At 64.6% G+C, this 23,915-nt stretch carries 29 protein-coding genes, 1 tRNA gene and 1 pseudogene; 14 read left to right on the forward strand and 17 right to left on the reverse strand.

The window, feature by feature from the left end:
• Positions 1–119: 119 nt before the first annotated feature.
• The gene (locus IC614_RS08460) at positions 120–626 is read left to right on the forward strand and encodes a DUF2280 domain-containing protein (RefSeq protein WP_200970911.1); all 507 of its coding nucleotides are present in this window, start codon (positions 120–122) and stop codon (positions 624–626) included.
• Here the strand turns inward: IC614_RS08460 and IC614_RS08465 are convergent, their stop codons facing one another.
• Positions 627–872, reverse strand: coding sequence for a helix-turn-helix domain-containing protein (locus IC614_RS08465; protein ID WP_200970912.1), 246 nt, complete (start codon positions 870–872; stop codon positions 627–629). It abuts the gene before it with no gap.
• Between the two features lie 458 nt (positions 873–1,330).
• Between IC614_RS08465 and IC614_RS08470 the strand changes: the two genes are divergently transcribed.
• On the forward strand, positions 1,331–1,546 hold the full coding sequence (locus IC614_RS08470; protein ID WP_200970913.1) for a hypothetical protein: 216 nt from the start codon (positions 1,331–1,333) through the stop codon (positions 1,544–1,546).
• 616 nt (positions 1,547–2,162) lie between these two features.
• On the opposite strand, the gene IC614_RS08475 is transcribed toward IC614_RS08470, so the two are convergent.
• The 4 genes and pseudogenes from IC614_RS08475 to IC614_RS08490 form a co-directional block, all read right to left on the reverse strand.
• Complete coding sequence (locus IC614_RS08475) at positions 2,163–2,339, reverse strand: helix-turn-helix domain-containing protein (RefSeq protein ID WP_200970914.1); 177 nt, start codon at positions 2,337–2,339, stop codon at positions 2,163–2,165.
• Positions 2,340–2,584: 245 nt separating this feature from the next.
• On the reverse strand, positions 2,585–3,766 hold the full coding sequence (locus IC614_RS08480; RefSeq protein WP_200970915.1) for a tyrosine-type recombinase/integrase: 1,182 nt from the start codon (positions 3,764–3,766) through the stop codon (positions 2,585–2,587).
• A 139-nt stretch (positions 3,767–3,905) separates the two neighbouring features.
• Positions 3,906–3,996: transfer RNA gene (locus IC614_RS08485), tRNA-Ser, on the reverse strand.
• A gap of 99 nt (positions 3,997–4,095) precedes the next feature.
• Positions 4,096–4,382 (reverse strand): annotated as a pseudogene (locus IC614_RS08490) (4a-hydroxytetrahydrobiopterin dehydratase).
• Positions 4,383–4,418: 36 nt separating this feature from the next.
• On the opposite strand from IC614_RS08490, the gene IC614_RS08495 reads away from it, so the two are divergent.
• The 3 genes from IC614_RS08495 to IC614_RS08505 are packed head-to-tail and all read left to right on the forward strand — an operon-like array spanning position 4,419 to position 6,030.
• Positions 4,419–4,820, forward strand: a complete 402-nt coding sequence (locus IC614_RS08495; protein ID WP_200970916.1) for a metallopeptidase family protein — start codon at positions 4,419–4,421, stop codon at positions 4,818–4,820.
• A complete protein-coding gene (ccmA, locus tag IC614_RS08500; protein ID WP_226372611.1) occupies positions 4,817–5,392 on the forward strand; it encodes a heme ABC exporter ATP-binding protein CcmA in 576 nt (191 codons plus the stop codon). Before IC614_RS08495 ends, ccmA begins: the two co-directional genes overlap by 4 nt.
• Positions 5,389–6,030 carry a heme exporter protein CcmB gene (locus IC614_RS08505; RefSeq protein WP_404829123.1) on the forward strand — a complete coding sequence of 214 codons (642 nt, stop codon included), beginning with the start codon at positions 5,389–5,391 and terminating at the stop codon, positions 6,028–6,030. Before ccmA ends, IC614_RS08505 begins: the two co-directional genes overlap by 4 nt.
• Here IC614_RS08505 and IC614_RS08510 read toward each other — a convergent pair.
• From IC614_RS08510 to coxB, 10 genes are all read right to left on the reverse strand, one after another.
• Positions 6,027–6,893, reverse strand: a complete 867-nt coding sequence (locus tag IC614_RS08510) for a class I SAM-dependent methyltransferase (protein WP_200970917.1) — start codon at positions 6,891–6,893, stop codon at positions 6,027–6,029. The two genes, IC614_RS08505 and IC614_RS08510, sit on opposite strands and share 4 nt — an antisense overlap.
• Positions 6,890–8,116 (reverse strand): M16 family metallopeptidase, encoded by a 1,227-nt coding sequence (locus IC614_RS08515; RefSeq protein WP_226372612.1) that lies wholly within the window; start codon positions 8,114–8,116, stop codon positions 6,890–6,892. The genes IC614_RS08510 and IC614_RS08515 overlap by 4 nt, the downstream gene beginning before the upstream one ends.
• Before the next feature lie 82 nt (positions 8,117–8,198).
• Positions 8,199–8,807 (reverse strand): SURF1 family cytochrome oxidase biogenesis protein, encoded by a 609-nt coding sequence (locus IC614_RS08520; protein ID WP_200970918.1) that lies wholly within the window; start codon positions 8,805–8,807, stop codon positions 8,199–8,201.
• Positions 8,804–9,172, reverse strand: coding sequence for a DUF983 domain-containing protein (locus IC614_RS08525; protein WP_200970919.1), 369 nt, complete (start codon positions 9,170–9,172; stop codon positions 8,804–8,806). The genes IC614_RS08520 and IC614_RS08525 overlap by 4 nt, the downstream gene beginning before the upstream one ends.
• A 19-nt stretch (positions 9,173–9,191) precedes the next feature.
• Positions 9,192–10,010 (reverse strand): cytochrome c oxidase subunit 3, encoded by an 819-nt coding sequence (locus IC614_RS08530; protein ID WP_200970920.1) that lies wholly within the window; start codon positions 10,008–10,010, stop codon positions 9,192–9,194.
• Positions 10,011–10,072: 62 nt separating this feature from the next.
• On the reverse strand, positions 10,073–10,627 hold the full coding sequence (locus IC614_RS08535; RefSeq protein WP_200970921.1) for a cytochrome c oxidase assembly protein: 555 nt from the start codon (positions 10,625–10,627) through the stop codon (positions 10,073–10,075).
• On the reverse strand, positions 10,624–10,755 hold the full coding sequence (locus IC614_RS12400) for a hypothetical protein (RefSeq protein WP_264175495.1): 132 nt from the start codon (positions 10,753–10,755) through the stop codon (positions 10,624–10,626). The genes IC614_RS08535 and IC614_RS12400 overlap by 4 nt, the downstream gene beginning before the upstream one ends.
• Entirely contained in the window at positions 10,752–11,660 is a 909-nt protein-coding gene (locus IC614_RS08540; RefSeq protein ID WP_226372772.1) for a heme o synthase, read from the reverse strand. The genes IC614_RS12400 and IC614_RS08540 overlap by 4 nt, the downstream gene beginning before the upstream one ends.
• A 116-nt stretch (positions 11,661–11,776) precedes the next feature.
• Positions 11,777–13,456 (reverse strand): cytochrome c oxidase subunit I, encoded by a 1,680-nt coding sequence (ctaD, locus tag IC614_RS08545; RefSeq protein WP_200970923.1) that lies wholly within the window; start codon positions 13,454–13,456, stop codon positions 11,777–11,779.
• A gap of 3 nt (positions 13,457–13,459) precedes the next feature.
• Positions 13,460–14,605 (reverse strand): cytochrome c oxidase subunit II, encoded by a 1,146-nt coding sequence (gene coxB, locus IC614_RS08550; protein ID WP_200970924.1) that lies wholly within the window; start codon positions 14,603–14,605, stop codon positions 13,460–13,462.
• A 212-nt stretch (positions 14,606–14,817) separates the two neighbouring features.
• Between coxB and pyrE the strand changes: the two genes are divergently transcribed.
• The 5 genes from pyrE (at position 14,818) to IC614_RS08575 (ending at position 18,615) form a co-directional block, all read left to right on the forward strand.
• Entirely contained in the window at positions 14,818–15,399 is a 582-nt protein-coding gene (gene pyrE / locus IC614_RS08555) for an orotate phosphoribosyltransferase (protein WP_200970925.1), read from the forward strand.
• A complete protein-coding gene (locus IC614_RS08560; RefSeq protein ID WP_200970926.1) occupies positions 15,396–16,127 on the forward strand; it encodes a pyridoxine 5'-phosphate synthase in 732 nt (243 codons plus the stop codon). The genes pyrE and IC614_RS08560 overlap by 4 nt, the downstream gene beginning before the upstream one ends.
• Before the next feature lie 130 nt (positions 16,128–16,257).
• Entirely contained in the window at positions 16,258–16,674 is a 417-nt protein-coding gene (gene acpS, locus IC614_RS08565; RefSeq protein WP_200970927.1) for a holo-ACP synthase, read from the forward strand.
• Positions 16,671–17,540, forward strand: a complete 870-nt coding sequence (gene lepB, locus IC614_RS08570; RefSeq protein ID WP_200970928.1) for a signal peptidase I — start codon at positions 16,671–16,673, stop codon at positions 17,538–17,540. Before acpS ends, lepB begins: the two co-directional genes overlap by 4 nt.
• A 1-nt stretch (position 17,541) precedes the next feature.
• The gene (locus tag IC614_RS08575) at positions 17,542–18,615 is read left to right on the forward strand and encodes an AI-2E family transporter (protein ID WP_200970929.1); all 1,074 of its coding nucleotides are present in this window, start codon (positions 17,542–17,544) and stop codon (positions 18,613–18,615) included.
• Positions 18,616–18,658: 43 nt separating this feature from the next.
• Here IC614_RS08575 and IC614_RS08580 read toward each other — a convergent pair whose 3' ends face one another.
• Positions 18,659–19,270 (reverse strand): FKBP-type peptidyl-prolyl cis-trans isomerase, encoded by a 612-nt coding sequence (locus tag IC614_RS08580; protein WP_200970930.1) that lies wholly within the window; start codon positions 19,268–19,270, stop codon positions 18,659–18,661.
• Between the two features lie 72 nt (positions 19,271–19,342).
• Entirely contained in the window at positions 19,343–19,549 is a 207-nt protein-coding gene (gene rpsU, locus IC614_RS08585) for a 30S ribosomal protein S21 (RefSeq protein WP_010162663.1), read from the reverse strand.
• A 214-nt stretch (positions 19,550–19,763) separates the two neighbouring features.
• On the opposite strand from rpsU, the gene IC614_RS08590 reads away from it, so the two are divergent.
• The 4 genes from IC614_RS08590 (at position 19,764) to IC614_RS08605 (ending at position 23,915) form a co-directional block, all read left to right on the forward strand.
• On the forward strand, positions 19,764–20,312 hold the full coding sequence (locus tag IC614_RS08590) for a (2Fe-2S)-binding protein (protein WP_200970931.1): 549 nt from the start codon (positions 19,764–19,766) through the stop codon (positions 20,310–20,312).
• A gap of 131 nt (positions 20,313–20,443) precedes the next feature.
• On the forward strand, positions 20,444–21,199 hold the full coding sequence (locus IC614_RS08595; RefSeq protein WP_200970932.1) for an RcnB family protein: 756 nt from the start codon (positions 20,444–20,446) through the stop codon (positions 21,197–21,199).
• Positions 21,200–21,351: 152 nt separating this feature from the next.
• Positions 21,352–22,011 carry a prolyl hydroxylase family protein gene (locus tag IC614_RS08600; RefSeq protein ID WP_200970933.1) on the forward strand — a complete coding sequence of 220 codons (660 nt, stop codon included), beginning with the start codon at positions 21,352–21,354 and terminating at the stop codon, positions 22,009–22,011.
• 68 nt (positions 22,012–22,079) lie between these two features.
• Positions 22,080–23,915, forward strand: a complete 1,836-nt coding sequence (locus tag IC614_RS08605) for a DUF885 domain-containing protein (protein ID WP_200970934.1) — start codon at positions 22,080–22,082, stop codon at positions 23,913–23,915.

A 23,915-nucleotide genomic window follows, 5' to 3' on the forward strand; every position in this document is an offset into this window, starting at 1 on the left:
CCCTCCACGCATAGAGCGGCGGCTCAATGAGCTACCCCCACGGAAGGAGATAGTTGGCATCATTCCAGGACGTGCTATGCGCTGTTTACCCCCCACATAACCCCCACGGATTCGGGTATATGGCGAAGCTAACAGACGCAGAAAAGCAAGAAATTGTAACGCTATTGGCGCAGTTTTGCTCGCCAGCTGATGTGGTGGTTCATATGCGCGCCAACTACGGCATCGAGATTGATCGCTTTCAGGTGCGCGCCTATGATCCGACGAACAGCCGCTATGAAGGTGGAGCTAAGTGGCGCCCTATCTTCGAACAGGCCCGCTCCGCCTATCTTAAAGCCATTGAGGATATCCCGATCGCTCAACCGGCATTTCGCCTGAACGAGCTTCAAAGGAATTACTTTCGGGCCAGAGATTCAGGTAACCTCGTGCTAGCCAACAAGATCCTTTGGCAGGCGGCAATGGAAACTAAGCGGATCCCGTCGAGCGACTCTCGGAAGGATACGCATGAGCTTTATTATCCGTACAATCTGACCCCGGAAGAACGCAGAGCAGAGTTGGTCAGGATTTTTGAGCGCGCTTTAGATCGGCGGGGCGTAGATCAGGCGGGGCATGAAGCTCATTCTCACTAATTAGAGGTCAGCGGCAGCCAGGAGATGTGAAGCCCTACTTTGGAGGGCTTCAGCAATCCGGATTACATTAAGAAGGCTAACGTTGCGCTCGCCTCTCTCAATCTTCCCCATATGGGAACGATCGATACCAGCCTCATCGGCGAGAGCTTCTTGAGAGAGGCCTTGAGCCTTCCGCTCGGCACGAATGGCTTGGCCCAGCTTAAGTAGCTGCCGCTCGTAGTCAGCTTTTCCTGAAACCCGTGCCACGCCCTCTAAGTCAAGAATGGGCGTCTATTCGACCACGGTATTTACGACCCATTTCTTCTGAGCTATTCAGCTTGGGGGAGAGAGCCAATGACAAGAATTCTGACCGGGTTTCTGACCGTTGCTGGGATCAGCCTCAGCGGATGCGCCTCATGGAAACCAAGCAATATTTGCAGCCAAGCTGGCCATGCGGCTGGAACCGAAGCTCACAGCGCTTGTATGCAAAGCGTCAAAGCAGCCCGGAGAGCCGGCGCATTGAATGACCTCACCGGCGCCGCAGCCGTCGGCGCTGTGATGGCGCAGGGTGTTCCACGCCCTGCGTCAGGGAGTCCTTTGTGGTCTACGCCTCAGCTGTTGCAATCGGAATGGTATGCGAACGGCAACAAGATGTGCCGCTACGCCGATGGCACTGTCCTGAACGTGGGGTGGAAGTCCTGTCCCTCATCAGTAACCGGCCAATAATGGGTGCAAAGCTCATCTCCGCGGGATTGTGGGTCATCCTACTCAGCTTCACCGTTTACCTCGGCGCGGCTGCACATGGCGTATGGCAGGCCACGAGCGGAGAAGTTCGAGAGCCTTACCTGATGGCTGCTGCGCTGGTTTTCATGGGCTTTGGCGGCTTGATGATTACGGTTGGTTGGCTCTGGAAGTACCATCAGGAAAACCACCGCAAATGAGGTATCCCAGGCTTACCGCAGCTGGTGAGCAGAATGGCGAGATTTTGCCCAGGGTTGCTCGGGAGAGGTTGATCTACCCTCTTGAGGTCGCATCGAACGACCCGAGGCTCCCGGTGGAATTGCGGGGTCGCGCTGAAAGGATGCTGCGGAACCTCAAGATCATCCAAAAGGGGAAGCCCGATTAACCCTAAATGGCCTACGCTGAAACGCTCGCGGAGTTGAGCCCCATATAGGAAAGAACCTTCTAACATTCTTTCCTATATCTAGAATCTTTCAGATATCTCACTGAACCAACATCATGATCTTGGTGGGTGGATGTGGTTGCAGGGCAAAGGACAACTACCCCTGGCTCTGAGCGAAATGCTCGATGCCAAGGGCAGTCCGGCCTTTTCCACCTCATCATGGCTCCGGAGCCGGGACGGGCAGTACGGGCGTGACTGGACGAGAGGTCTCCAGTCACAGGCATCTGATGCGAGGCTGTCCTCCGCCTCCCCGACTACCCCGCTATGCCTTCGGACTCAGGGTATGTGCTACGTCGTCGGGACCCCCCTGGCGTGCTCTCGGTATCCGCCGCCAGTGTTTTTAGCCGCCCGGTCGGAACCACTTGGGGTGGTACTTAGCTCGTGTCGGAGCAGCGCTCGCCGAGCGCGCGAATGCTCTCCACCCTGACCAAAGTCCTGCGCCCCACCTTGAACGTGGCAAGCCGCCCTTCATTGATCAGCTCGTAGATCTTGGTCCTGCCAAGGCTGAGGGCCTTGCCTGTCTCTTCGATAGAGACCGCGATCGGTTCCATTACAGTTCTCCGCGTCAAATCGATGACTGGAGCCTCAATTAAGAGGCAGGCGAATCACCGAATGCCGAAGCTATGCGAGAACATCCCCGGATAGCCAAGGACGAATTTCACGGATTCGTATTTAATATTAGAGACTTATATCAAGTCTCTTGCTGCTATGTGCGATGATACTTGGAAGAGTCTTCAGTCACTCTTGGCCATCTTTCCTTCGTCACTCACACAGCAGTCCTGAAAGACTCTTGCATCTATCCTACGAGCTTCAGAACGTTGGATGCGCCGTGAAGATAGTCCGCCCAAGCCGTCATCATCTGCCTGCGCTGGTCGAGGAATTTGGTGCGTTTATAAGCAGCTTCCACCTTGTTCGGCAGCGTATGCGCAAGGGCTGCCTCGGCCCAATCGCCGGGAAAGGATGTCTGCTCGGCCACCCAATCCCGAAAGGCCGACCGCATTCCGTGGACGGTATAATCTCCTCCACCGGCCACGCGCAGAACCTTCGCAAGCGTGGCATCGCTGAGCGGCTGCCCTTTTAGGCCCGGAAAGATCGGTTGATCCTTCTTAGCGCCAGTCAGCTCTTTCGTCCGGCGAAGGATCTCAACAGCCTTCTTCGGTAACGGCACGCTATGCGCCTCGCCGGCCTTCATCCGCTCGGCAGAGATATCCCACCGCTCCTTCTCGAAATCGATCTCCTCCCACTTAGCGCCCCGAACTTCGCCGGAGCGTCCTGCCGTGAGGATAAGGAACTGAAGCGCCAGCCTTCCGACACTCGCCTGTCCTTCATTCAATTTCTTCATCAGGCTCGGGAGGTCGGCATAAGGTATGGCTGCAAAGCCAGGCCCGCGCCGTGGCTGCTTGATCCGCTTCATCAGCGTGTTGATCGCATTGCGCGGCGTCTCAGTCTCACGCCAACCTTGGCCATGCGCATAGTCCAGAACCGAGCCGACCCGCTGCCGGACGCGCCGGGCGGTCTCCGGCAGGGTTAGCCAGATCGGCAACAGCACGGATTGGATGGTGGGCGCGTCGATATGATCGACGCGAGTGTTGCCAATGATGGGGAAAGCATAAGTCTCCAACGTGGTCAGCCACTGATCGGCATGCTTCTCGTTGCGCCAGCTCCCCTTCACAGCTTCGTGATATTTGCCGGCAGCCTCCTCAAAGGTGGGAATGGAGCGTTGAGCCTTCTTCCGCTCAAGAGAGGGATCGAGCCCCGACTTCGCCTGCTTCCTCGTCTCAAGCGCTTTCTCTCGCGCTTCCTGCAGGCCGACGACATCTAAGGAGCCGAGGCCGAAATCCCGACGCCTCCCGCCGTGCTGGACTCGCAGTACCCACGATTTAGCGCCGCTCGGCTTCACCAGAAGGTAAAGGCCCTTTCCATCGGCATGCCGGCCCGGCTTGGCGTTCTTGACCTGGAGCGCTGTAAGCTTGCCCATAATCGTTCCCTCATTCGTTCCCACAGCATGAAGCGAATTTGGGCGAACGTCAACGTAGGCCGGCGAGCGTGGAGCAGCCTCGTCTACGAGGGAAAGCCCGGAAAATCTGAATGTCGGCGGATTTCAGCGAATAGGAAAGTGGCGGAGCGGGAGGGATTCGAACCCTCGATACGGTTTTGCCGTATACTCACTTTCCAGGCGAGCGCCTTCGACCACTCGGCCACCGCTCCGCATGCTCTGGAAGTGAAGCCATCTAGAGGCGTGCGCGGCGAAGGGCAAGCCGTTGCGGGTGGCGCTTCATGCTTTGGGCGGGGCGGGCACCAGAAGGGTCAGCAGGCCAGAGCATCGATTGCCTTGGCGAGCGCCACGTCGCGGGCCGTCACCCCGCCGGCGACATGGGTGGTGAGAAGGATGTCGACGCGGTTCCAGCTTTGCGCCCAATCGGGATGGTGGTCGGCCTGTTCGGCATGCCGCGCGACCCGGCTCATGAAGGCAAAGGCGGCGGCGAAATCGCGGAAGCGGAAAGTGCGCGCGAGGCCGCGCCGTTCAGCGTCATAGGTCAGCCGGTCAGTCCCTCGAGCGCCGCTTCCCTTTCCGCGTCCGTCAGCACCGCCATTGCGTCTCTCCTCCCTTCCCCTTTATGTCGGGCGCGATGACCCGGCGTCAAACCCTTGCCCCCGACGCGGCGGCGATCGAGCGGCTGGCCGACGCGGCCATCGCACGCCTGCCCGAGAGGTTTCGCCTCCATTTGCGCGACGTGGTGCTGCGGATCGAGGAGTTTGCCGACGACGACGTGCTCGCCGAAATGGGCATCGAAGATCCGTTCGAGCTGTCCGGCCTCTACAGCGGCCGCCCGATCGGTCAGCAATCGGTCTTCGATTCCGGCACGCCGCCCGCGATGATCCACCTGTATCGCCGCCCCCTGCTCGACGAATGGGTGGAAACCGGCGTCGGGCTCGAAGACCTCATCACCCATGTCATCGTCCATGAAGTCGGCCATCATTTCGGCTTCAGCGACGCGGACATGCACGCCATCGAGCAGGCCGGAGAGTGACCGTCCTGCCGCTCATCACCCTTTGGGACGTCGCCTGCCGGCGCGGCGGACGGCTGCTGTTCGAAGGGCTGAACCTGCGCCTTTACGAGGGCGCGGTGACCGAGTTGCGGGGGCCGAACGGCATCGGCAAATCGAGCCTGTTGCGGATCGTCGCGGGCCTGCTTCCCGCTTATGCCGGCCTCGTCGAGCGGCGGGCCGCCGTCGCGCTCGCGGACGATGCCGTCGCGCTGGACATGCGCCAGCCGCTCGGCCGCGCGCTCGGTTTCTGGGCGGGGCTGGATGGCGGCGATGCCGACGCGGCGATGGCAGCGATGGGGATCGGCCATCTTGCCAGCGTGCCGGTGGCCTGGCTGTCGACCGGGCAGCGCAAGCGCGCAAGTGTGGCGCGGGTGATCGCCAGCGGCGCGCCGGTGTGGCTGCTCGACGAGCCGTTGAATGGCCTGGATCAGGACGGTGCCGCGCGGCTCGCTGCGGCGATCGTCGCGCATGCCGCGAACGGCGGGACGATTCTCGCCGCGTCCCACCAACCGCTGCCGCTCACCGGCGCGTCCCTTTTGGATTTGGGGGCATGATGACTGCGCTGGTCGTCCGTGAGCTGCGCCTTGCCTTTACCGGCGGGAGCGCCTGGCTGCCGCCGATTTTCTTCCTGCTGGTCGCGACGCTCTTTCCGTTCGCGGTCGGGCCCGACGGTCCGCTGCTCGCGCGGACGGGCGGCGGTGCCTTGTGGATGGCCGCCCTCCTTGCCGCGTTGCTGCCGGTCGAACGGCTGCTGGAACCCGACCGCGCGGCGGGCGTCCTCGACCAATTGGCGCTCCGCGGCATGAGCGAGGAACATGTCGCGCTTGCCAAGCTCGCCGGTCACTGGCTGAGCTTCGGCCCGCCGCTGATGATCGCCGCCCTGCCCGCCGCCGCGCTGATGAAATTGCCGGGCGCGGTGTTGTGGCGACTGGAGCTGGGCCTGCTGATCGGCACGCCCGCCCTCGCCGCGCTGACGCTTGCGGTCGGCGCCTTGACGCTCGGCCTGCGCGGGACGGGCGCGCTGGCGGGCCTGCTGCTGCTGCCGCTTGCCATCCCGTTGCTGATCTTCGGCGCGGGGCTGATTGCCGGCGAAACCGGCGGAGCGCTGAAATTGCTCGGCGCCGTCAGCCTGCTCTATGTCGCGGCGGCGCCGTTCGCCGCGGGCGCCGCGATCCGGGCGGCCCGGGATTAATCCCGCGACCAGCGGGCGAAGATGGCGGTGGGGAGGAGGAGACCGCGCGCTTCTTCGCGCACGGCCATGTCGCCGCACTCGATCCGGCCGCCAAGGTCGCCCAGCGCCTGGTTCAGGAGCTCGCCGATCGCCAGGGCGGACATGCGGACGGCGTAGACGGTGAGGACGAGGAAGCGGCTTTTGTCGTCGAGCAGCTTGCGGCAATCGGCGATGAGGGCGGGGAGATTGTCTTCCAGCCGCCACACTTCGCCCTCGGGCCCTCGGCCATATTTGGGCGGATCGAGGATGATGCCGTCATAGCGGCGGCCGCGGCGGACTTCGCGGGCGGTGAATTTGACGGCGTCGTCGACGAGCCAGCGGATCGGGCGGCCCTCCATTCCGGACAGGCGGGCATTGTCCTTCCCGGCCTCCACCGATTTCTTGGATGCGTCGACATGCGTCAGGCGCGCGCCCGCCGCCGACATGGCGAGCGTACCGACGCCGGTATAGCCGAATAGGTTGAGGGCTTCGCTCCCTTCCCCAAGCCGTTCCCGCATCCACGCCCATTGCGGAGCCATGTCGGGGAAAAAGGCGAGGTGGCGGAAGGGGGTGCAGTGGCTTTTGAAGCGCACCTCTTCCCACCTCATGTCCCAGCCTTCGCGCGGGACGGGGCGGTTGAATTGCCAGCGGCCGCCGCCTTCCTCGTCGGAGCCGGGCACGAACTCGCCGTCCGCATCCCAAGCGTCGAGAGCGGGCGCCCACATGGCTTGCGGCTCGGGCCGAATGAAGCTGTAGGGACCGTAACGCTCGAGCTTCCGGCCACCGCCGGAGTCCATCAGGCCGTAATCGCCCCAGGGTTCGCCGATCAACGTGTCGAGCTTCACGCCGCCCTCAGCGACGGGAAGCCGATCGTGGCGCGGGCGCGGGGGCCGGCCAGCATCTTCGCGCCCGCCGCGCGGACGTGATCGACGCTCACGGCTTCGAGGTCGGCCAGCACTTCGGACGGATCGACGAGGCGGCCGTGAAGGGCGAGCATGCGGGCGACATAGCTCGCCTGGCCCCAGCTCGATTCGAGCGACATGAGGAGACCGGCTCTGGCCTGGGTGCGGACGCGGTTCACCTCGCGCTCGGTGATCGTTCCCGCCGCTTGCGCCAGCACATCCTCGATCAATTGTGCCGACGCGGCGGACTGGGCGCGGGCGGTCGCGGCGTAGACGGAGAAGAGGCCCGTGTCGCGCCAGGATTGCAGCATCGTGTAGACGCTGTAGGCAAGGCCCCTTTCCTCGCGCAGCTGCTGGAACAGGCGCGAGGACATGCCGCCGCCGACCACGTCGGAAAAGAAGCGGGCGGCGTAATAATCATCCGCAAGCTGCGCCGGGCCGCCGAAGCCGAGCGCGAGGTGCGCCTGATCGGATGCGGTGCGGCCGACCCGGCTGCCGCCGGTGAAGCTGCCGCCCTGCGGCTGAAGGAGCGTTCCGGGCGGGAGGGCGCCGAAATAATGTTCGGCCAGGCTGACGAAGCGGTCGTGATCGACCTTGCCTGCCGCGACGAGCGAGAGGCTGCCCGCGCGATAATGTTCGCTGCGCCAATGGTGGAGATCGTCGACCGTGATGGCGGCGATGCTCTCCTCCTCGCCCAGCACGGAGCGGCCGAGCGGCTGATCGGCGAAGGCGGCGGACTGGAGGTCGTCGAAGATGATGTCGTTCGGCGTATCCCGCGCCTCGCCCAATTCCTGGAGGACGACATCCTTTTCGCGCGCCAGCTCCTCGGGCGTGAAGTGCGGGCGGAGGATCATGTCGGCGATCAGTTCGAGGCCGAGCGGGATATGTTCGGCCATCACCGTCGCGGTGAAGATGGTCGAATCGCGGTCGGTCATCGCGTTGAGATCGCCGCCGACATCCTCGATCGCCTCGCTGATCTCCCGTGCGGATCGGCCTCCCGCGCCCTTGAACACCATATGTTCGAACAGGTGGGCGAGGCCGTTCACCCGCGATTCTTCATGCCGCGATCCGGTATCGGCATAGAGGCCGACCGCCGCCGTCTCGACGCCGGGCATGGAGCGGGTGGCAACGCGGAGGCCGTTGGGAAGGAGAGTGAGCTGCATCATGTGAGGCGCGGATTTAGGGGGAGCGGGCGAAAGGGGCAAGTTTGCACGACTCCCGGATAGGGGCGCGTTCATAGACTCCGGATCAAATCCGGGGTGACGATTGCGAGGGTGGAGGGGGTGGCGTCTGCCGCCGCCGCAGTGCCAGCATGTAGATGATCGCCGCAGCGGCGGCGAAGAAGAACCATTGGATCGCGTAGAAGAGGTGGTTGTTCGGAGTCGCGGACGGATCGGGCCGCGCGCTCGGCTGGAGGCCGGGTGCGGGCTGCGTCGCGACGAGGCGGATGCGGTGGCGGCTGTCGGGCGCGATGACGCCGGTGACGGTTCCGCCCGTCCAGGAAGGGGGATCGGCATCCTTCGACCAGCCCATGTCGGCCTGCATTCCCGGCCCTTCGGCGCCGGAGCCGCAGGCGGCAATGTGGCTCCAGCCGCTTTCGCCCCGCGCATTGCGGCCGGCGACCGCGCGCCAACCGGTCACCGCCGTGCAGAAACCCTGCGCCTGGCGATAGAGGAGGCTATCGTCGGCGGGCGGAAGGTTCGGCCAAGCGACGGGCGGCAGGACAGCAGCGGCCTGGTAGCGGGCAATCAGGTCTTCCTTCCATGCCCTGCGCTGAAGCTGCCAGACGCCAAGGCCGATCATCGTCGCCACGGCGGCGGCGACGAGGACCGTCGGAATGAGCGGCAGGCGCTTCATGCGTCGGAAATGCGCCCTTCCCGCGCCTGGTTCCGATATTCGAGCGCGAGGAGCAGGCCTTTGGCGAAGCGCAGGCAGAAGATGACCGCGACGATGGTGACCGGAAACCACAATATTGCGTGCAGCCAGAGCGGCAGGCCGACGGCGAGCTCCAGCCCGAGCGCGAGCGCGGTGATCAGCGCGCCGACGAGCAGGGTCAGGAAGGCGGCCGGGCCGTCGCCGACATTGAAGCCGGCAAAATCCAGCCCACAGGCGCGGCAACGCGGCGCGAAGGCGGCGAGGCCCTGAAACAACGTTTTCGCGCCGCAACGTGGGCAGAGCCCCTTTGCCGCGGCGCTGGCGGGAGCGGCGGGAGCATCAGACATCCCTTCGCTCCTTTTACCGTCAGCCGTGATATTCGGCGCCCCAGCCGCCCCAGACGTAGATGGCAATGAAGAGGAACAGCCAGACCACGTCGACGAAGTGCCAGTACCAGGCCGCCGCCTCGAAGCCGAAATGCTGCTTCGGCGTGAAGTCGCCCTTATAGGCGCGCAGCAGGCAGACGATCAGGAAGATCGTGCCGACCAGCACGTGGAAACCGTGGAAGCCGGTCGCCATGAAGAAGGCCGAGGTGTAGATATTGTCGGTGAAGCCGAACGGCGCATGGGCATATTCATAAGCCTGGATAGCGCTGAACACAGTGCCGAGGCCGATGGTCAGCCACAGGCCCTTCTTCAGGCCGTCGCGGTCGCCATGGATGAGCGCATGATGCGCCCAGGTGACCGTGGTGCCCGAGCAGAGCAGGATAAGGGTATTGAGCAGCGGGAAGCCGAACGGATCGATCAGCTCCATGCCCTCGGGCGGCCAGACGCCGCCGATCGATTCCGCCGCGGACGGGAAAAGCGCCGCGTTGAAATAGGCCCAGAACCAAGCGACGAAGAACATGACTTCCGACGCGATGAACAGGATCATGCCGTAGCGCAGGTGAAGCTGCACGACCGGCGTGTGGTGCCCTTCGTGCGATTCGCGGATCACATCGACCCACCAGCTCGCCATGCAGAAGAGGACGGCGATCAGGCCGGCGAAGAAAGTGTAGGAGCCATAGGGATGTTCATGCATCCACATCACCGCCCCTCCGAACAAAGCGAGCGACGAAAGCGAGCTCAGCAGCGGCCAGACGCTCGGCGGCAGGATGTGGAAATCGTGGTTCTTGGCTCCGGCCATGTGGCGTTCCTTCAAAAATCCCGTATCGCCCCGGTTGCTGACCGGGAAATTCGGCACCGTCTCTAGCTTTGCGTTTTGCCCTCGTCCACGGGGTAAAATGTGTAGCTCAAGGTGATCTCGCTGATTTTGGACGCATCGGCATCGTCCAATATCTTCGGATCGACGAAATAGACGACCGGCATGCGGATTTCCTGGCCGGGCTGCAGCGTCTGTTCGGTGAAGCAGAAACACTGCACCTTGCTGAAATATTGCCCTGCCTGGGCGGGCGTGACGTTGAAGGTCGCGGTGCCGGTCACCGGCTTGTCCGAGAGATTCTTCGCGACGAAGAACGCCATCTTGCGCGCGCCGATCGCCGCCTTGTCCGTCGTCTTTTCCGGCTGGAAGGACCAGGGCAGAGCGGACGAGGTGTTGGTGTCGAACCGGATCGACAGAATCTTGCCGGTCGCCTGTTTCGGCACGTCGCTTTCCGACACCTTCATCGTCGTACCGCCAAAGCCGGTCACCTGGCAGAACATGCGGTAAAGCGGGACGCTGGCGAAGGCGAGGCCGATCATCGCAAGGACGAGGAGGGCCGCCATCCCGGCCGTGCGGTTGTTCCTTTGCGCTAGGACGGTCATGGCGCCACCGCCATCTTCGCGATGCTGATCGCATAAAGGAGGATGACGAAGGCGCCCAGCGCGAGCGCCATCACAATGGCCCGGCCCTTCTGCCTTTTGCGGATTTCCTTGTCGTCTGGATTGGTCATGCGATCCACCTGTCGAGAACGAGAACGCCGAAAATGGCGAAAAGGTAGAGGATGGAGAAACCGAACAGGGCCTTTTCGGGCGCCATGCCGGCCGCCTCCGTCGCCCGGTTGCGATGGACGCGGAGCGCGAGGATCAGGAAGGCCAGGCTGAGCGCGGCGGCGGCGATGCCGTAAAGCGGCCCGGCAAGGCCGAGCGGCCAGGGCGCGACGGCGGCGATGCCCATCGGCAGGGTGTAAAGGAGGATCTGATCCCGCGTGGCCTTCGGTCCGGCGACGACGGGCAGCATCGGCACGCCCGCGGCGGCATAATCGGTACGGACGAAGAGGGACAGCGCCCAGAAATGCGGGGGCGTCCAAAGAAAGATGAGGAGGAAGAGGAGAGCGGGCAGCAGGCTGACGTCTCCCGTCGCCGCCGCCCATCCGATCAGGGGCGGGAAGGAGCCCGCGCCGCCGCCGATCACGATATTCTGGGGCGTGCGGCGCTTCAGCCAGACGGTGTAGATGATGACGTAATAGAGGATCGAAACCGCGAGGATCGCGGCGGCCAGCCAGTTGACGGCCAGGCCCATCAGCAACACCGAAAAGGCGCCGAGGCCGACGCCGAAATGAAGCGCCGACTGCTTGTCCATCCGTCCGGCGGGAAGGGGCCGCGCCGCGGTGCGCTTCATCAAGGCGTCGAGATCGGCCTCATACCATTGATTGAGCGCCGCCGCCGCGCCCGCGCCCAATGCGATGCAGAGAATGGCGGTAAAGCCGAGCACCGGGTGGAGAGGCACGGGCGCCGCGAGCAGGCCGCAGAGCCCCGTGAACACCACCAGCGTCATCACGCGCGGTTTGGTGAGCGCCACGAAGTCGCGCCAATCGGCGGGAAGGGTTGCCGGAGTCGTCAGTGCCATAGATGTCATCATCTAACACCATAGGTCACCCCCGCGAAGGCGGGGGTCCAGACGATCTTGGTGATACCAGCATCCTCTGGATTCCCGTCTTCGCGGGAATGACGGCTGTTCAATTTCACGCTGCCTTAATCGACCTTCGGCAGGGTTTCGAACTGGTGGAAGGGCGGCGGGCTGGACAGGGTCCATTCCAGCGTCGTGGCGCCTTCGCCCCACGGATTGCCGGGTGCCTTCTTGCCCGCAAGCAGCGACCAGATGACGTTCACGAAGAAGATCGCCATGCCGATCGCCATGATCTCATAGCCGTGGCTCGCCACCTCGTTCCACTTGGCGAAGGCATCCGGATAATCCGGGTAGCGGCGCGGCATGCCGTCCAGCCCCAGGAAGTGCATCGGGAAGAACAGGATGTTGACGCCCGCGAAGAAGACCCAGAAATGGAGCTGGCCGAGGACTTCGTTATACATACGCCCCGACATTTTCGGGAACCAGTAATAGAAGCCCGCGAACAGGCCGAACACGGCGCCCAAGGACAGCACATAATGGAAGTGCGCGACGACATAATAAGTGTCGTGCATGTAATTGTCGACGCCGCCGTTGGCGAGCACCACGCCCGTCACGCCGCCCACGGTGAACATGAAGATGAAGCCCAGCGCCCAGACCATCGGGGTCTTAAAACTGATCGATCCGCCCCACATGGTGGCGATCCACGAAAAGATCTTGATGCCGGTCGGCACCGCGATCACCATCGTCGCGGCGGTGAAGTACATCTTCGTGTTCACGTCCATGCCGACGGTGAACATGTGGTGCGCCCACACGATGAAGCCGACCGCGCCGATCGCGACCATCGCATAAGCCATGCCGAGATAGCCGAAAACCGGCTTGCGGCTGAACGTCGCGACGATCTGGCTGACGATGCCGAAACCCGGCAGGATCATGATGTAGACTTCGGGGTGGCCGAAGAACCAGAAGAGGTGCTGATAGAGGACCGGGTCGCCGCCGCCCGACGCATCGAAGAAATGCGTGCCGAAATTGCGGTCGGTGAGCAGCATCGTGATCGCGCCGGCGAGGACCGGAAGCGCGAGCAGGAGCAGGAAGGCCGTGACCAGAACCGACCACACGAACAGCGGCATCTTGTGCAGGGTCATGCCCGGCGCGCGCATGTTGAAGATGGTCGTGATGAAATTGATCGCGCCGAGGATCGACGAGGCGCCCGCGACGTGAAGCGCGAAGATCGCCATGTCCACCGACGGGCCCGGCGAACCGGCCGTCGACAGCGGCGCATAGACGGTCCAGCCGGTGCCCGCGCCAAGGCCGGTGCCGCCCGGCACGAAGGCCGAGCCCAGCAGCAGCAGGAAGGCCGGGATGATCAGCCAGAAGGACACGTTGTTCATGCGCGGGAAGGCCATGTCCGGCGCGCCGATCATGATCGGCACGAACCAGTTGCCGAAGCCGCCGATCATCGCGGGCATCACCATGAAGAAGACCATGATGAGGCCGTGGGCGGTGATGAGCACGTTCCACATATGGAGGCCTTCGTCGAAGGTCGCTTCCTTGCCCGCGACCATCGACGCCCAGCCCTGGAGATACTGGATGCCGGGCTCGGCCAATTCGGCGCGCATCAGACCGGAAATCGCGCCGCCGATGATTCCTGCGACGATCGCGAAGATCAGGTAGAGCGTCCCGATATCCTTGTGGTTGGTCGACATGAACCAGCGGGCGAAGAAGCCCGGCTTGTGGTCCGCGTCGTGATGCGCGTCATGGCCGTGATCGGCCTGAAACATGCTGGCGTTGGCGGTGGTGTCGGTCATGTCTTAGTTTCCGCGCTTGGATTCGGCTTCACCCTGCCGGGAAACCGGCGGGGTGGTGGTGGCTTCGACGACATTGGTCGGCGCCGGAGTCGTGGCATCGGCTTCACCCGCGCCGACGGTCGGCGCGGCCGGGGCCGGATTGGCGATCGGGCTGTTCGCGGTCGCATCGGGCGAAGCCGGCTTCGCGGCGCCCGGCATGGTGCCGCCCTTCGACGCGACCCAGGCGGCGAATTGCGCCGGCGGGACGACCTCGACCACGATCGGCATATAAGCGTGACGCGCGCCGCACAGTTCGGAACATTGGCCGTAATAGACGCCGGGCTTGTCGACCTTGAACCAGGTTTCGTTGAGGCGGCCGGGGACGGCGTCCATCTTCGTCCAGAAGGCGGGCATCGCGAAGGCGTGGATGACGTCGGCGGAGGTGACGATCAGCTTCACCGTAGCGCCAGCGGGCACCACCATGCGCTCGTCGACCGCGAGCAGGCGCGGTTCGCCGCGTTTGGCGGCTTCTTCGTCGGGCAGCATGTTCGACACCAGCTCGAAATCGCCATTGTCGGGGTAGGAATAGGTCCAATACCATTGATTGCCGGTCACCTTGACGGTGAGGTCGGCGGCGGGCGGCGAATATTGGCGGGCCAGCAGCTTGATCGACGGCACGGCGAGGACGACGAGAATAAGGACCGGGACGAGCGTCCAGATCACTTCGATCGCCGTATTGTGCGTCGTGCGCGACGGCACCGGATTGGCGGTGCGGCGGAAGCGGACGATCACGTAAAGGAGCAGCGCCAGGACGAAGATCGAGATCGCGGTGATGACGGGCAGCAGCAGCTGGTTGTGGAACCAGGCCGCTTCCTCGCCGATCGGCGTGAACTGATCCTGTAGGCCCATGCGGCCGTCCGGCTGGCCGACGCCCGGCGCCGGGGCGCCCGGCTTGTAGGCGCCGGCGGTCTTGGCGACCGTCGCATCCGACGGGGCCGCGCCGCCGCTGGCGAGCGGGGGCGTCGAAGCCTCCTGGGGCTGAGCCGGGAGCGCCGCATTGGCGTCGGGGGCCGTGGCGGCGGGTGCGGTCGCATTGTCCTGCGCCATGGCGGCCGTCGGCGCGAGTCCGAATGCGGCGGCAATGGCGACGATCTTGAAAAGAGCGTTCATCTGTTTCCCTTGGCAACCCCTCCCAGGCGGAGCGGGGGCGACTTCGGCCTTCTGGCGTTGCGGCGCCTTATAGCAGCGACCGCGCGCGTCTCAAGCGGCTTCGATCATATGCCGCGAAACGCCCGTTCCGGGGCCGCACCGGCTTGATGGCTTTCGTCCCACGGCCTATCTGCGAGCGAGCATCGAACCTTTCAAAAGGCCTGGCCGACCGCATGACCGAAGACGACATATTGGCAGAATTCCGCGCCGCCGACGCTCTTCTCGAAGGCCATTTCATCCTGTCCTCCGGCCTCCACAGCCCGCGCTACCTGCAATGCGCGCGCGTGCTGATGGACCCCATGCGCGGCGCCCGCCTCGCCTCCGCCCTCGTCGCGACCATGCCGCGCGACCTGCGCAGCGCGATCGAAATCGTCGTGTCGCCGGCCATGGGCGGAATCATCGCGGGGCACGAAGTCGCGCGCGCGCTTGGGGTCGAGGCGCTGTTCGTCGAGCGCCCGGCCGGCACGTTCGAGCTGCGCCGCGGTTTCCGCCTGTCCCCGGGCCAAAAGGTGCTGATGGTCGAGGACGTGGTGACGACCGGCCTTTCCTCGCGCGAGGCGATCAAGGCGATCGAGGACGCGGGCGGCGACGTCATCGCGGCTGCCTCTCTCGTCGACAGGTCCAACGGCACGGCGGACCTCGGCGTGCCCTTTTATCCGCTCATCCGTCTCACCGTCCCGACCTACGAGGCGGACGCGCTGCCGCCGGAACTGGCCGCGCTTCCCGCCGAAAAGCCGGGCAGCCGCAAGGCGTGACCGCTCCGCTCCGCCTCGGCGTCAACATCGATCATGTCGCGACGATTCGAAATGCGCGGGGCGGGCCGCATCCCGATCCGGTGCGCGCCGCCTTCGCAGCGGCGGCGGCAGGAGCGGACGGCATCACCGCGCACCTGCGCGAGGATCGGCGGCATATCACCGACGAGGATATCGCCCGGCTGAAGGACCGGCTTGAAATTCCGCTCAATCTGGAAATGGCGGCCACGGAGGAGATGCTGGGCATCGCGCTGCGCCATCGCCCGCACGCCGCCTGCATCGTGCCCGAGAAGCGCGAAGAGCGGACGACCGAGGGCGGCCTCGACGCCGCCGGACAGTTCGATCATCTGGCGCCCTTCGTCGCGAAACTCGCCGAAGCGGGCATCCGCGTCAGCCTGTTCATCGAGCCCGAGGCAAAGCAGATCGACGCCGCGATCCGCCTCAAGGCGCCTGTGATCGAATTCCATACCGGCCGCTACGCCCATCTTTCGGGCGAAGCGCGCGCCACGGAATTGCGCCGCCTCGCCGATGCCGCGGCACTCGCCTGGAAGAACGGCATCGAACCGCATGCCGGGCACGGCCTTACCTACGACAATGTCGTGCCGGTCGCCGCCATCCCGCAGGTTGCGGAACTCAATATCGGCCACTTCCTGATCGGCGAGGCGATCTTCACGGGCATCGATCCCAGCATCCGCCGCATGCGCGCCTTGATGGACGAGGCGCGGGGTTGAGCGGTCCTTCTAAATCCTCCCCGGTACGGGGAGGGGGACCAGCCGCAGGCTGGTGGAGGGGTTGTTCAGACCTCGCCAACCCCTCCACCGCCGTTCCGGCGGTCCCCCTCCCCGTACCGGGGAGGATCTTATGATCATCGGCATCGGTTCGGACCTCTGCAATATCGAGCGGATCGAAAGGTCTCTCGAACGGTTCGGCGACAGGTTCGCCAATCGGGTCTTCACCGATGTCGAGCGGGCCAAGGCCGAAAGCCGGTCGTTCACGCGCGCCGGAACATATGCGAAGCGCTTCGCGGCCAAGGAGGCCTTTTCGAAGGCCGTCGGCACCGGCTTCAAGCGCGGCGTGTTCATGAAGGATATAGGCGTCGTCAATAAAGCCTCCGGCGCGCCGACGCTGGCGTTGACCGGGGGGGCGAAGGCAAGACTTGACGCCATGATCCCGGACGGCCACGCGGCGGAAGTGCATTTGACGATGACCGACGACCATCCGTTCGCCCAGGCGTTCGTGATCATCGAAGCGGTCCCATTAGCGAGGAGCGAAGGGTGAGCGAAACGAGCCAGCCCGCCGAAACGACGGACGGCGAAACCGAAGCGAAGAAGAAGACCAATTGGCGTGACGAGGCGAAGGGCATCTTCTGGCTCGTCCTCGCCGTGCTCGGCTTCCACAGCTTCGTCGCCAAGCCTTTCTACATTCCGTCCGAATCGATGATGCCGGGGCTGCTGAAGGGCGACCGTCTGGTGGTCAGCAAATATCCTTACGGCTGGTCCTGGGTGTCGCCGTCCTTCCACGTTTTTCCGCCGACGCAGGGGCGCATCTTCGGGTCGCTGCCCCAGCGCGGCGACGTGGTGATCGTGACTCCGCCCGGCGCCAAGGTGGATTATATCAAGCGCGTTATCGGTCTGCCCGGCGACACGCTGGAAATGATCCAGGGCCAGCTCTTCATCAACGGCGAGCCGGTGAAGCGGGAGCGGCGCCCCGACACGCTGATTCCGGTCGACGCCAATGTCCCCTGCCTCCCCGACCGCTTCGCCGACGCGCGCGCGCCGGGACCGGACGGGCAGCTTTACTGCCGCATGCCCGTGGTGCGCGAGACTTTGCCGGGCGGCGCGACCTACGACACGATCGACCGCGGCTATACCGAGGCCGACGATTTCGCGGCGCTGACCGTGCCGGCCAACCATCTGTTCCTGATGGGCGACAATCGCGACAACAGTTCCGACAGCCGCTTTCCAACCAGCATGGGCGGGCTCGGCGGGCCGGTGCCGTGGGAAAATATCGGCGGGCGCGCCGAGTTCATCACTTTCTCGCTGGACGGCACGTCGCAGATCCTGAACCCGATCAGCTGGTTCACCGCCTTGCGGGGCGGCCGTGCCGGCGATAGCCTGCATCCGGAGCGGCCAGAAGGGAATTAAGATGAGCGAAGCGCAGGGCCTGCATGTCGAGAAGCCCGGCCCCGCCGAGCTGCGCGATCCCCTGATCCGCGACGAGCTCAAGAAAGCGGGCGTGTGGTTCACCCTCGCGCTCGCCATCGCGCTCGTCATCTTCCTCGCCCAGCCTTTGCTGCTGATCGTCGCGGGCCTTGTCTTCGCATCGATGCTGGACGGCGGCGCCCGCCTGCTCGGCCGGGTGTTGCCGATCGGCCGCGGCTGGCGGCTCTTGATCGTCGTCGTCGCTTCATTGGCCTTCCTGTTCGGCACCTTCGCCATGGCGGGCATGCAGATTGCCGCACAGGCCGAAACCTTTCGCACCGTGGTCGAAGCCCAATTGCAGCGTGGGCTCGACTGGCTGAGCTCGTTCGGCCTGTTCGAAGGCGGCATCAAGGTCGCCGATTTCAGCCAGCAGATCATGGGGTCGCTCGGGCGCCTCACCACGGCCGTGTCGAGCGCGCTGGGGGCGATCACCAGCCTGTTCATGATCTTCATCATCGGCATCTTCGTCGCGGTCGAACCGCGCATCTACGAACGCGGCGTCGGCTGGATGCTGCCGATGCGCCGCCGCGATCAATTCTACCGCACGACCGGCCACATGGCCCATACGCTCCGCCGCCTGATGGCGGGACGCCTGCTCGGCATGGCGGTGGAGGGCGTCGGCACCTGGCTCCTGCTGATGGCGGGCGGCGTGCCGATGGCGGCGATCCTCGGCATCATCACCGGCATCCTCGCCTTCCTGCCCAATATCGGCGCCATCATTTCGGGCGTCCTGATCGTGCTGGTCGGCTTTTCGGTGAGCTTCGAGGCGGGCCTCTGGGCGATCGGCGTCTACCTGGTCGTGCAGATCGTCGACGGCTATCTGATCGTGCCTTACGTCGCGCGCAAGACCGTGGACCTTGCCCCCGCCCTCGTCCTTGGCGCGCAATTGCTGTTCGGCGCCCTGCTCGGGATCATGGGGCTGGCGCTCGCCGATCCGATCGTCGCGATGATCAAGGCGGCGCTGGAACAGAAATCGAAGGAGGATAATGGGCTGGCGGCGGGAACGGCCGAACCCTGACCGTCTAAGGCGCTCCCCGGCGAAGGCCGGGGGCACAATGAAGCTATTCGGCCTTCGCCCCGCCCTGCTGCGCTTCCATCTGCTGCTGCATCTGGCGCATCGCCTGAAGCTGCTGGAGCTGTTCGGGGGGAATGGGCTGGAAGTCGCGAAGCGTCAGGTCGAATTCCAGGACCGCATTGGCCGGAATGACGACCTCGCCGGTCTGGGGATCGCGCTGCTCCTCGGCGCCGTAGCCGAGCTCGGGCGACAGCCAGATGCGATAGGTGGCGCCGCGCTGCATGAGCTGAAGCGCTTCGCTGAAGCCCGGCACCACGCCGACGACCGGGAAGGTCGCCGGACCGCGGCCCGCGCTCGTGTCGAACACCTTGCCGCCGGGAATGCGGCCTTCATAGTCGACCGCGACCATGTCGGTTTCGCCCGGACGCGGCCCCGCACCCTGCTGCAGCACCTTATATTGCAAGCCCGAAGCGGTGGTGACGACACCGTCTTCTTCGGCATTATCGGCCAGGAAGGAAGCAGGGTCGGCCGCGCGCTGCCCTTCGGTTCCCACATAAGCGAGACCGGCGCCGGCGGCGCAGAGAATCGCAATGCCCGCCCAAAGCCTGACGACGGAACCCTTCTTCAAGGGGCGAATCGGAACGGCTGTGACGGACATCGCGTCTATCCTGCGAGAGTGTGAAAGGCGGCGGGCGCGACCCGCCGATTCGCAAAGGTGCGTCAGCGCCGCTTAGCGGGCGCCGTCGCGCTCCATCCGCTTGCGCTCGAGCTTGCGGGCGCGGCGCACGGCGGCGGCACGCTCGCGGGCGCGCTTTTCCGACGGCTTTTCATAGTGACGGCGCAGCTTCATCTCGCGATACACGCCCTCGCGCTGGAGCTTCTTCTTCAGCGCGCGGAGCGCCTGGTCGACATTGTTGTCGCGAACGATGATTTGCATGCTTCTCGTCACTCTCCGATCAAAAGCCCTTGGCGAACCGAATGGCCCGCCCCAAGCCAGAACAACTTCAATGAAAAAGGGTCGCCGCCGTCCAAAAGGGCAGCGTCGTCGCGGGGCCGATACCAGCGAAGGCCCATGCTTTCAAGCCGAAAGGGCAGGAATGCGGTCCGGGCGCCCTCTTCCAGCGCGCAACGGCCGCGCCTAAAAGAGCGGCATGACCCGCTTCACCGTCAACGGCCAGCCTGTCCATTACCGGATGGATCCCGAAACGCCGCTTCTCTTCGCCCTGCGCGATGCGTCCAACCTGACCGGCACCAAATATGGCTGCGGCATGGGGCAGTGCGGCGCCTGCACGGTCATCATCGACGGCCAGGCGGTCAGGAGCTGCCAGGTCACCATTGCCCAGGTCGAGGGGGGCTTCGTCACCACCATCGAAGGGCTATCGCGCGATCGTTCGCACCCGGTGCAGCAGGCCTTTGCCGCCGAGTGGGCCGTCCAATGCGGTCATTGCACGCCAGGCTTCGTGATGGCGGCGGCGGCCTTGATCGTGGGCAACGCCAATCCCAGCGACCTGGAGATCGACCGGGCGCTCACCAATCTTTGCCCCTGCGGCACCTATCCCCGCGTCCGGCGGGCGGTGCGGCGGGCGGCGTCCATCCAGGCGGGGCGGGAACGCGCCGACGGGGCCCCCGCGCCCGGCATCGACCCCGCGGAGGCCGCGCGTATCGTGCCCGCCTTGCGCCGTCCGCCGCGCGGCGAATGAGGCGCTTTCCTTACAAAAGGCTGCCGCCCCGGTTCAGCAACGGCTCATCCGGACGGGCGCACAACCCGTCTTGTGCCGGCGACGCATGTGGAGCCGGTTTGTAATGGAGTAATGCAATGCGAAAGGCATTCATGGTTTTGATGATGGCCGCGACGGCGGTGTCCGCGGTCGCCCCCGCAGCGGCGCAGGATGCCGGCGGCGACGCCCGCGCCCGGTTCCAGGCCCGCCTCGGCGGCGGCCAGGGCGCCCGTGGCGAGCAGGGCACGGAGCGCCGCGAAAATCGTGCGGAACGCCGGGACGATCGCCGCGACGCGCGAAACGAACGCCGCGACGACCAGCGTGATGCCCGGATCGAACGCAACGACGATCGCCGCGATGCCCGCATCGAGCGGAACGACGATCGCCGGGACGCCCGCATCGAACGGCGCGACGATCAGCGCGATGCGCGCAACGAGAGGCGTGGCGATTGGCGGGACGGACGCAGCGAGCGTCGTGACGACCGCCGTGACAATAATAACGATTGGCGGAACGACCGCCGCGACACCCGTTGGGACCGCCGCGACGACCGCCGGCAGGCACAGCGCTGGAATCGCGGCTGGCGCAGCGACAATCGCTACGACTGGCAGCGCTACCGCTACCAGAATCGCAACGCCTTCCGCGTCGGCCGCTATTATGCGCCCCACCGGCACAGCTATAGCCGCCTGTCGATCGGCCTGTTCCTCGGTTCGTCTTTCTACGGCAACCGCTATTGGATCAACGATCCGTGGCAATATCGCCTGCCGCCGGCCTATCCGGGCACGCGCTGGGTCCGCTATTATGACGACGTGCTGCTCGTCGACACCTATAATGGCGAAGTCATCGACGTGATCTACGATTTCTTCTGGTAATCGCTTCGGACGGAGCCTTAGGCTCCGTCCGGAAAAGCGAGAGCGGGAAAAGAAGCCCGGGGCGTTTCACGAGCACGCTCCGGGCTTTTCGCTTGAAAACAGCCCCTTCTCTGCCGCAGGAACGGCGCACGTCCAACCAGCGGAAGATATCAATGTACAAGGCGGAAATCGGCAGGATCGTCAGCGACAGGCTGTCGCATACGGCGAATGTTGTGAAAGTCCCCTCGCCCCAGCTCGACCTGTTCGTCGCCCGCAATTTCCTGGACGAGAGCGAATGCGCGATGCTGATCAAGATGATCGACGCGGTGCGCCAGCCCTCGGGCGTGCTCGGCCCCAATGTCGATCCCGATTACCGCACCAGCGAAAGCGGCAACCTCAACCCCTGGGATCCGTTCGTCCAGAAGATCGAGCGGAAGATCGCCGATCTCATGCCGATCCATCCGAGCCATGGCGAGACGATCCAGGGGCAGCGTTATGCGGTAGGCCAGCAGTTCAAGCCGCATCACGATTTCTTCTATACCGACCAGCCTTATTGGCCGGACCAGGAAAAAAGCGGCGGCCAGCGCACCTGGACGGTGATGATGTTTTTGAACGAGCCCGAAGCGGGCGGCCAGACCGCCTTTCCCGAAGCGGGCGTCAAGATCACGCCGAAGACCGGCAATCTGCTTGCCTGGAACAATCTGACGGCGCAGGGCTATCCCAACAGCTATTCCCTCCACACCGGCATGCCGGTGGAAAAAGGCGTCAAATATGTCATCACCAAATGGTTTCGCGAACGCCCCTGGGGCGGCGGCGCCACGGGGATGATGTGATCGGCGCGCCGCCGCAAAAGCCGGAATTGGTCCGCAACCGGGCCCTCCCCGCCCGTCAGGAGAATCGAATGAACCGCTTCGCCGTCCTTGCCGCCAGCCTGTCCCTCACCGCACTCGCGGCCTGCACCACGGCGGGCACGCAGCAGTCCGTGGCGCCCGCCGCACCTGCCGCCACCGCGAAACCGGCCGCAGATGCGCATGCCGCGCTCCACGCTTTGTTTCGCGACAGCGACGAAGACAGCCTGAAGCGCGGCCCGCTCAACGCCCTGTTCCGGGGCGACATGCGCTATGCCGATCGCCTCGGCGATTATATCACCGACGCTTATTTCGATGCGGAACGGGCGGCGGCGGAAAGGGAGCTGAGGCGGCTCAGGGCGATCGATCGCAACGCCTTGTCCGAAACCGACCGGCTCGCCTACGACACCTTTCGCTGGCAGACGGAATCGACGCTGAAGAACCTGTCCCCCGAACTGCTACCGCTGACGGCGGTGCGGCCCATCGACCATTTCAACGGCTTCCAGACCTTCTACCCCGATCTCGCATCGGGCCAGAGCGCGGCACCGTTCAAGACGGTCGCGGATTATGAAAACAACATCAGGCGCCACCGCGAATTCGCGACCTATATCGACCGCGCGGTCGGCCGTTTCCGCGAGGGCATGAAGAGCGGCGTCACCCAGCCCAAATTGGTGGTGCGCAACATCATCGACCAGCTCGATTTTCAGCTGAAGCAGCCATTGGCGGATTCCCCCTTCACCGCGCCGCTCAAGACTTTCCCCGAAGGCATATCGGCGGCCGATCGGGCGCGGCTCAAGACCGAAACGGAAAAGGTCGTGCGGGACGAGATTTTCCCCGCTTATGCACGTCTGCGCGATTTCCTGCGCGACGATTATCTGCCCGTCGCGCGCGAGGGCGTCGGCCTCGTCCACATGAAGGGCGGCGACCGGCTCTATGCCGCGCTCATCGAACAGAATACGACCCTGCCGCTCGGGGCTGATGACGTCCACGCGCTCGGCCTGCGCGAAGTCGCGCGCATCCGGAGCGAGATGGAGGGGATCAAGGACAAGGTCGGCTTCAAGGGCACGCTGGCGCAATTCTTCGAACATCTGCGCACGGACCCGCAATTCCGGCCGCAATCCGCCGAATGGCTGCGCGACCGTTATTACGAAATCGGCCGGACGGTCGACGCGCGCGTGCCCGCGATCTTCGCGGCCTTGCCCAAGACGCCGCTGGAAATCCGCCCGGTGCCGCCGCACCGCGAGCAGACCGACGCCGCCGGCTCCTACAATCAGGGCACGCCTGACGGGTCGCGGCCCGGCATCTTCTATTACAATGCCTATGACCTCCCCTCGCGCTCGGTCTGGGGCATGGAGACGCTCTACCTCCACGAAGCGGCGCCGGGGCATCATTTCCAGATCAGCCTGGCGCAGGAGAATGAGGCGCTGCCCAATTTCATGCGCTTCGGCGGCAACACCGCTTATGTCGAGGGCTGGGCGCTTTATGCCGAGACGTTGTGGGACGAACTCGGCCTCGAAACCGATCCCTATCAGCGCTTCGGCGGCCTCAACGATGAAATGCTGCGCGCGATGCGGCTCGTCGTCGACAGCGGCATCCATGCCAAGGGCTGGACCCGCGATCAGGCGATCCAGTACATGCTCGACAACAGCTCGATGGGCCGCACCGACGCGACCATCGAGGTCGAACGCTATATCGCCATCCCTGGCCAGGCGCTCGCCTACAAGATCGGCCAGCTGAAAATCCTGGAATTGCGCGCGAAGGCCGAAAAGGCGCTGGGCAGCCGCTTCGACCTCAAGGCTTTCCATGCCGAAGTGCTGGACAGCGGCGCCTTGCCCCTCTCCGTGCTGGAGGCGAAGATCGACCGCTGGATCGCGGCGCGGAAGGGCTAA

Origin of the sequence: Sphingosinicella flava (genome assembly GCF_016025255.1) — a bacterium.
Classification (GTDB): Bacteria; Pseudomonadota; Alphaproteobacteria; order Sphingomonadales; family Sphingomonadaceae; genus Allosphingosinicella; species Allosphingosinicella flava.

Coding starts and splice junctions, on each gene's coding strand:
- IC614_RS08535 (WP_200970921.1), bottom strand. CDS start 10,627: ATGACCGTCCTAGCGCAAAGGAACAACCGCACGGCCGGGATGGCGGCC.
- IC614_RS08475 (WP_200970914.1), bottom strand. CDS start 2,339: ATGGAACCGATCGCGGTCTCTATCGAAGAGACAGGCAAGGCCCTCAGC.
- IC614_RS08595 (WP_200970932.1), top strand. CDS start 20,444: ATGGTTTTGATGATGGCCGCGACGGCGGTGTCCGCGGTCGCCCCCGCA.
- coxB (WP_200970924.1), bottom strand. CDS start 14,605: ATGAACGCTCTTTTCAAGATCGTCGCCATTGCCGCCGCATTCGGACTC.
- IC614_RS08590 (WP_200970931.1), top strand. CDS start 19,764: ATGACCCGCTTCACCGTCAACGGCCAGCCTGTCCATTACCGGATGGAT.
- IC614_RS08505 (WP_404829123.1), top strand. CDS start 5,389: ATGATGACTGCGCTGGTCGTCCGTGAGCTGCGCCTTGCCTTTACCGGC.
- IC614_RS12400 (WP_264175495.1), bottom strand. CDS start 10,755: ATGACCAATCCAGACGACAAGGAAATCCGCAAAAGGCAGAAGGGCCGG.
- IC614_RS08540 (WP_226372772.1), bottom strand. CDS start 11,660: ATGACATCTATGGCACTGACGACTCCGGCAACCCTTCCCGCCGATTGG.
- IC614_RS08605 (WP_200970934.1), top strand. CDS start 22,080: ATGAACCGCTTCGCCGTCCTTGCCGCCAGCCTGTCCCTCACCGCACTC.
- acpS (WP_200970927.1), top strand. CDS start 16,258: ATGATCATCGGCATCGGTTCGGACCTCTGCAATATCGAGCGGATCGAA.
- IC614_RS08515 (WP_226372612.1), bottom strand. CDS start 8,116: ATGATGCAGCTCACTCTCCTTCCCAACGGCCTCCGCGTTGCCACCCGC.
- IC614_RS08460 (WP_200970911.1), top strand. CDS start 120: ATGGCGAAGCTAACAGACGCAGAAAAGCAAGAAATTGTAACGCTATTG.
- IC614_RS08575 (WP_200970929.1), top strand. CDS start 17,542: ATGAGCGAAGCGCAGGGCCTGCATGTCGAGAAGCCCGGCCCCGCCGAG.
- IC614_RS08580 (WP_200970930.1), bottom strand. CDS start 19,270: ATGTCCGTCACAGCCGTTCCGATTCGCCCCTTGAAGAAGGGTTCCGTC.
- pyrE (WP_200970925.1), top strand. CDS start 14,818: ATGACCGAAGACGACATATTGGCAGAATTCCGCGCCGCCGACGCTCTT.
- IC614_RS08470 (WP_200970913.1), top strand. CDS start 1,331: ATGGGTGCAAAGCTCATCTCCGCGGGATTGTGGGTCATCCTACTCAGC.
- IC614_RS08600 (WP_200970933.1), top strand. CDS start 21,352: ATGTACAAGGCGGAAATCGGCAGGATCGTCAGCGACAGGCTGTCGCAT.
- rpsU (WP_010162663.1), bottom strand. CDS start 19,549: ATGCAAATCATCGTTCGCGACAACAATGTCGACCAGGCGCTCCGCGCG.
- ctaD (WP_200970923.1), bottom strand. CDS start 13,456: ATGACCGACACCACCGCCAACGCCAGCATGTTTCAGGCCGATCACGGC.
- IC614_RS08480 (WP_200970915.1), bottom strand. CDS start 3,766: ATGGGCAAGCTTACAGCGCTCCAGGTCAAGAACGCCAAGCCGGGCCGG.
- IC614_RS08495 (WP_200970916.1), top strand. CDS start 4,419: ATGACCCGGCGTCAAACCCTTGCCCCCGACGCGGCGGCGATCGAGCGG.
- IC614_RS08530 (WP_200970920.1), bottom strand. CDS start 10,010: ATGGCCGGAGCCAAGAACCACGATTTCCACATCCTGCCGCCGAGCGTC.
- IC614_RS08520 (WP_200970918.1), bottom strand. CDS start 8,807: ATGAAGCGCCTGCCGCTCATTCCGACGGTCCTCGTCGCCGCCGCCGTG.
- IC614_RS08525 (WP_200970919.1), bottom strand. CDS start 9,172: ATGTCTGATGCTCCCGCCGCTCCCGCCAGCGCCGCGGCAAAGGGGCTC.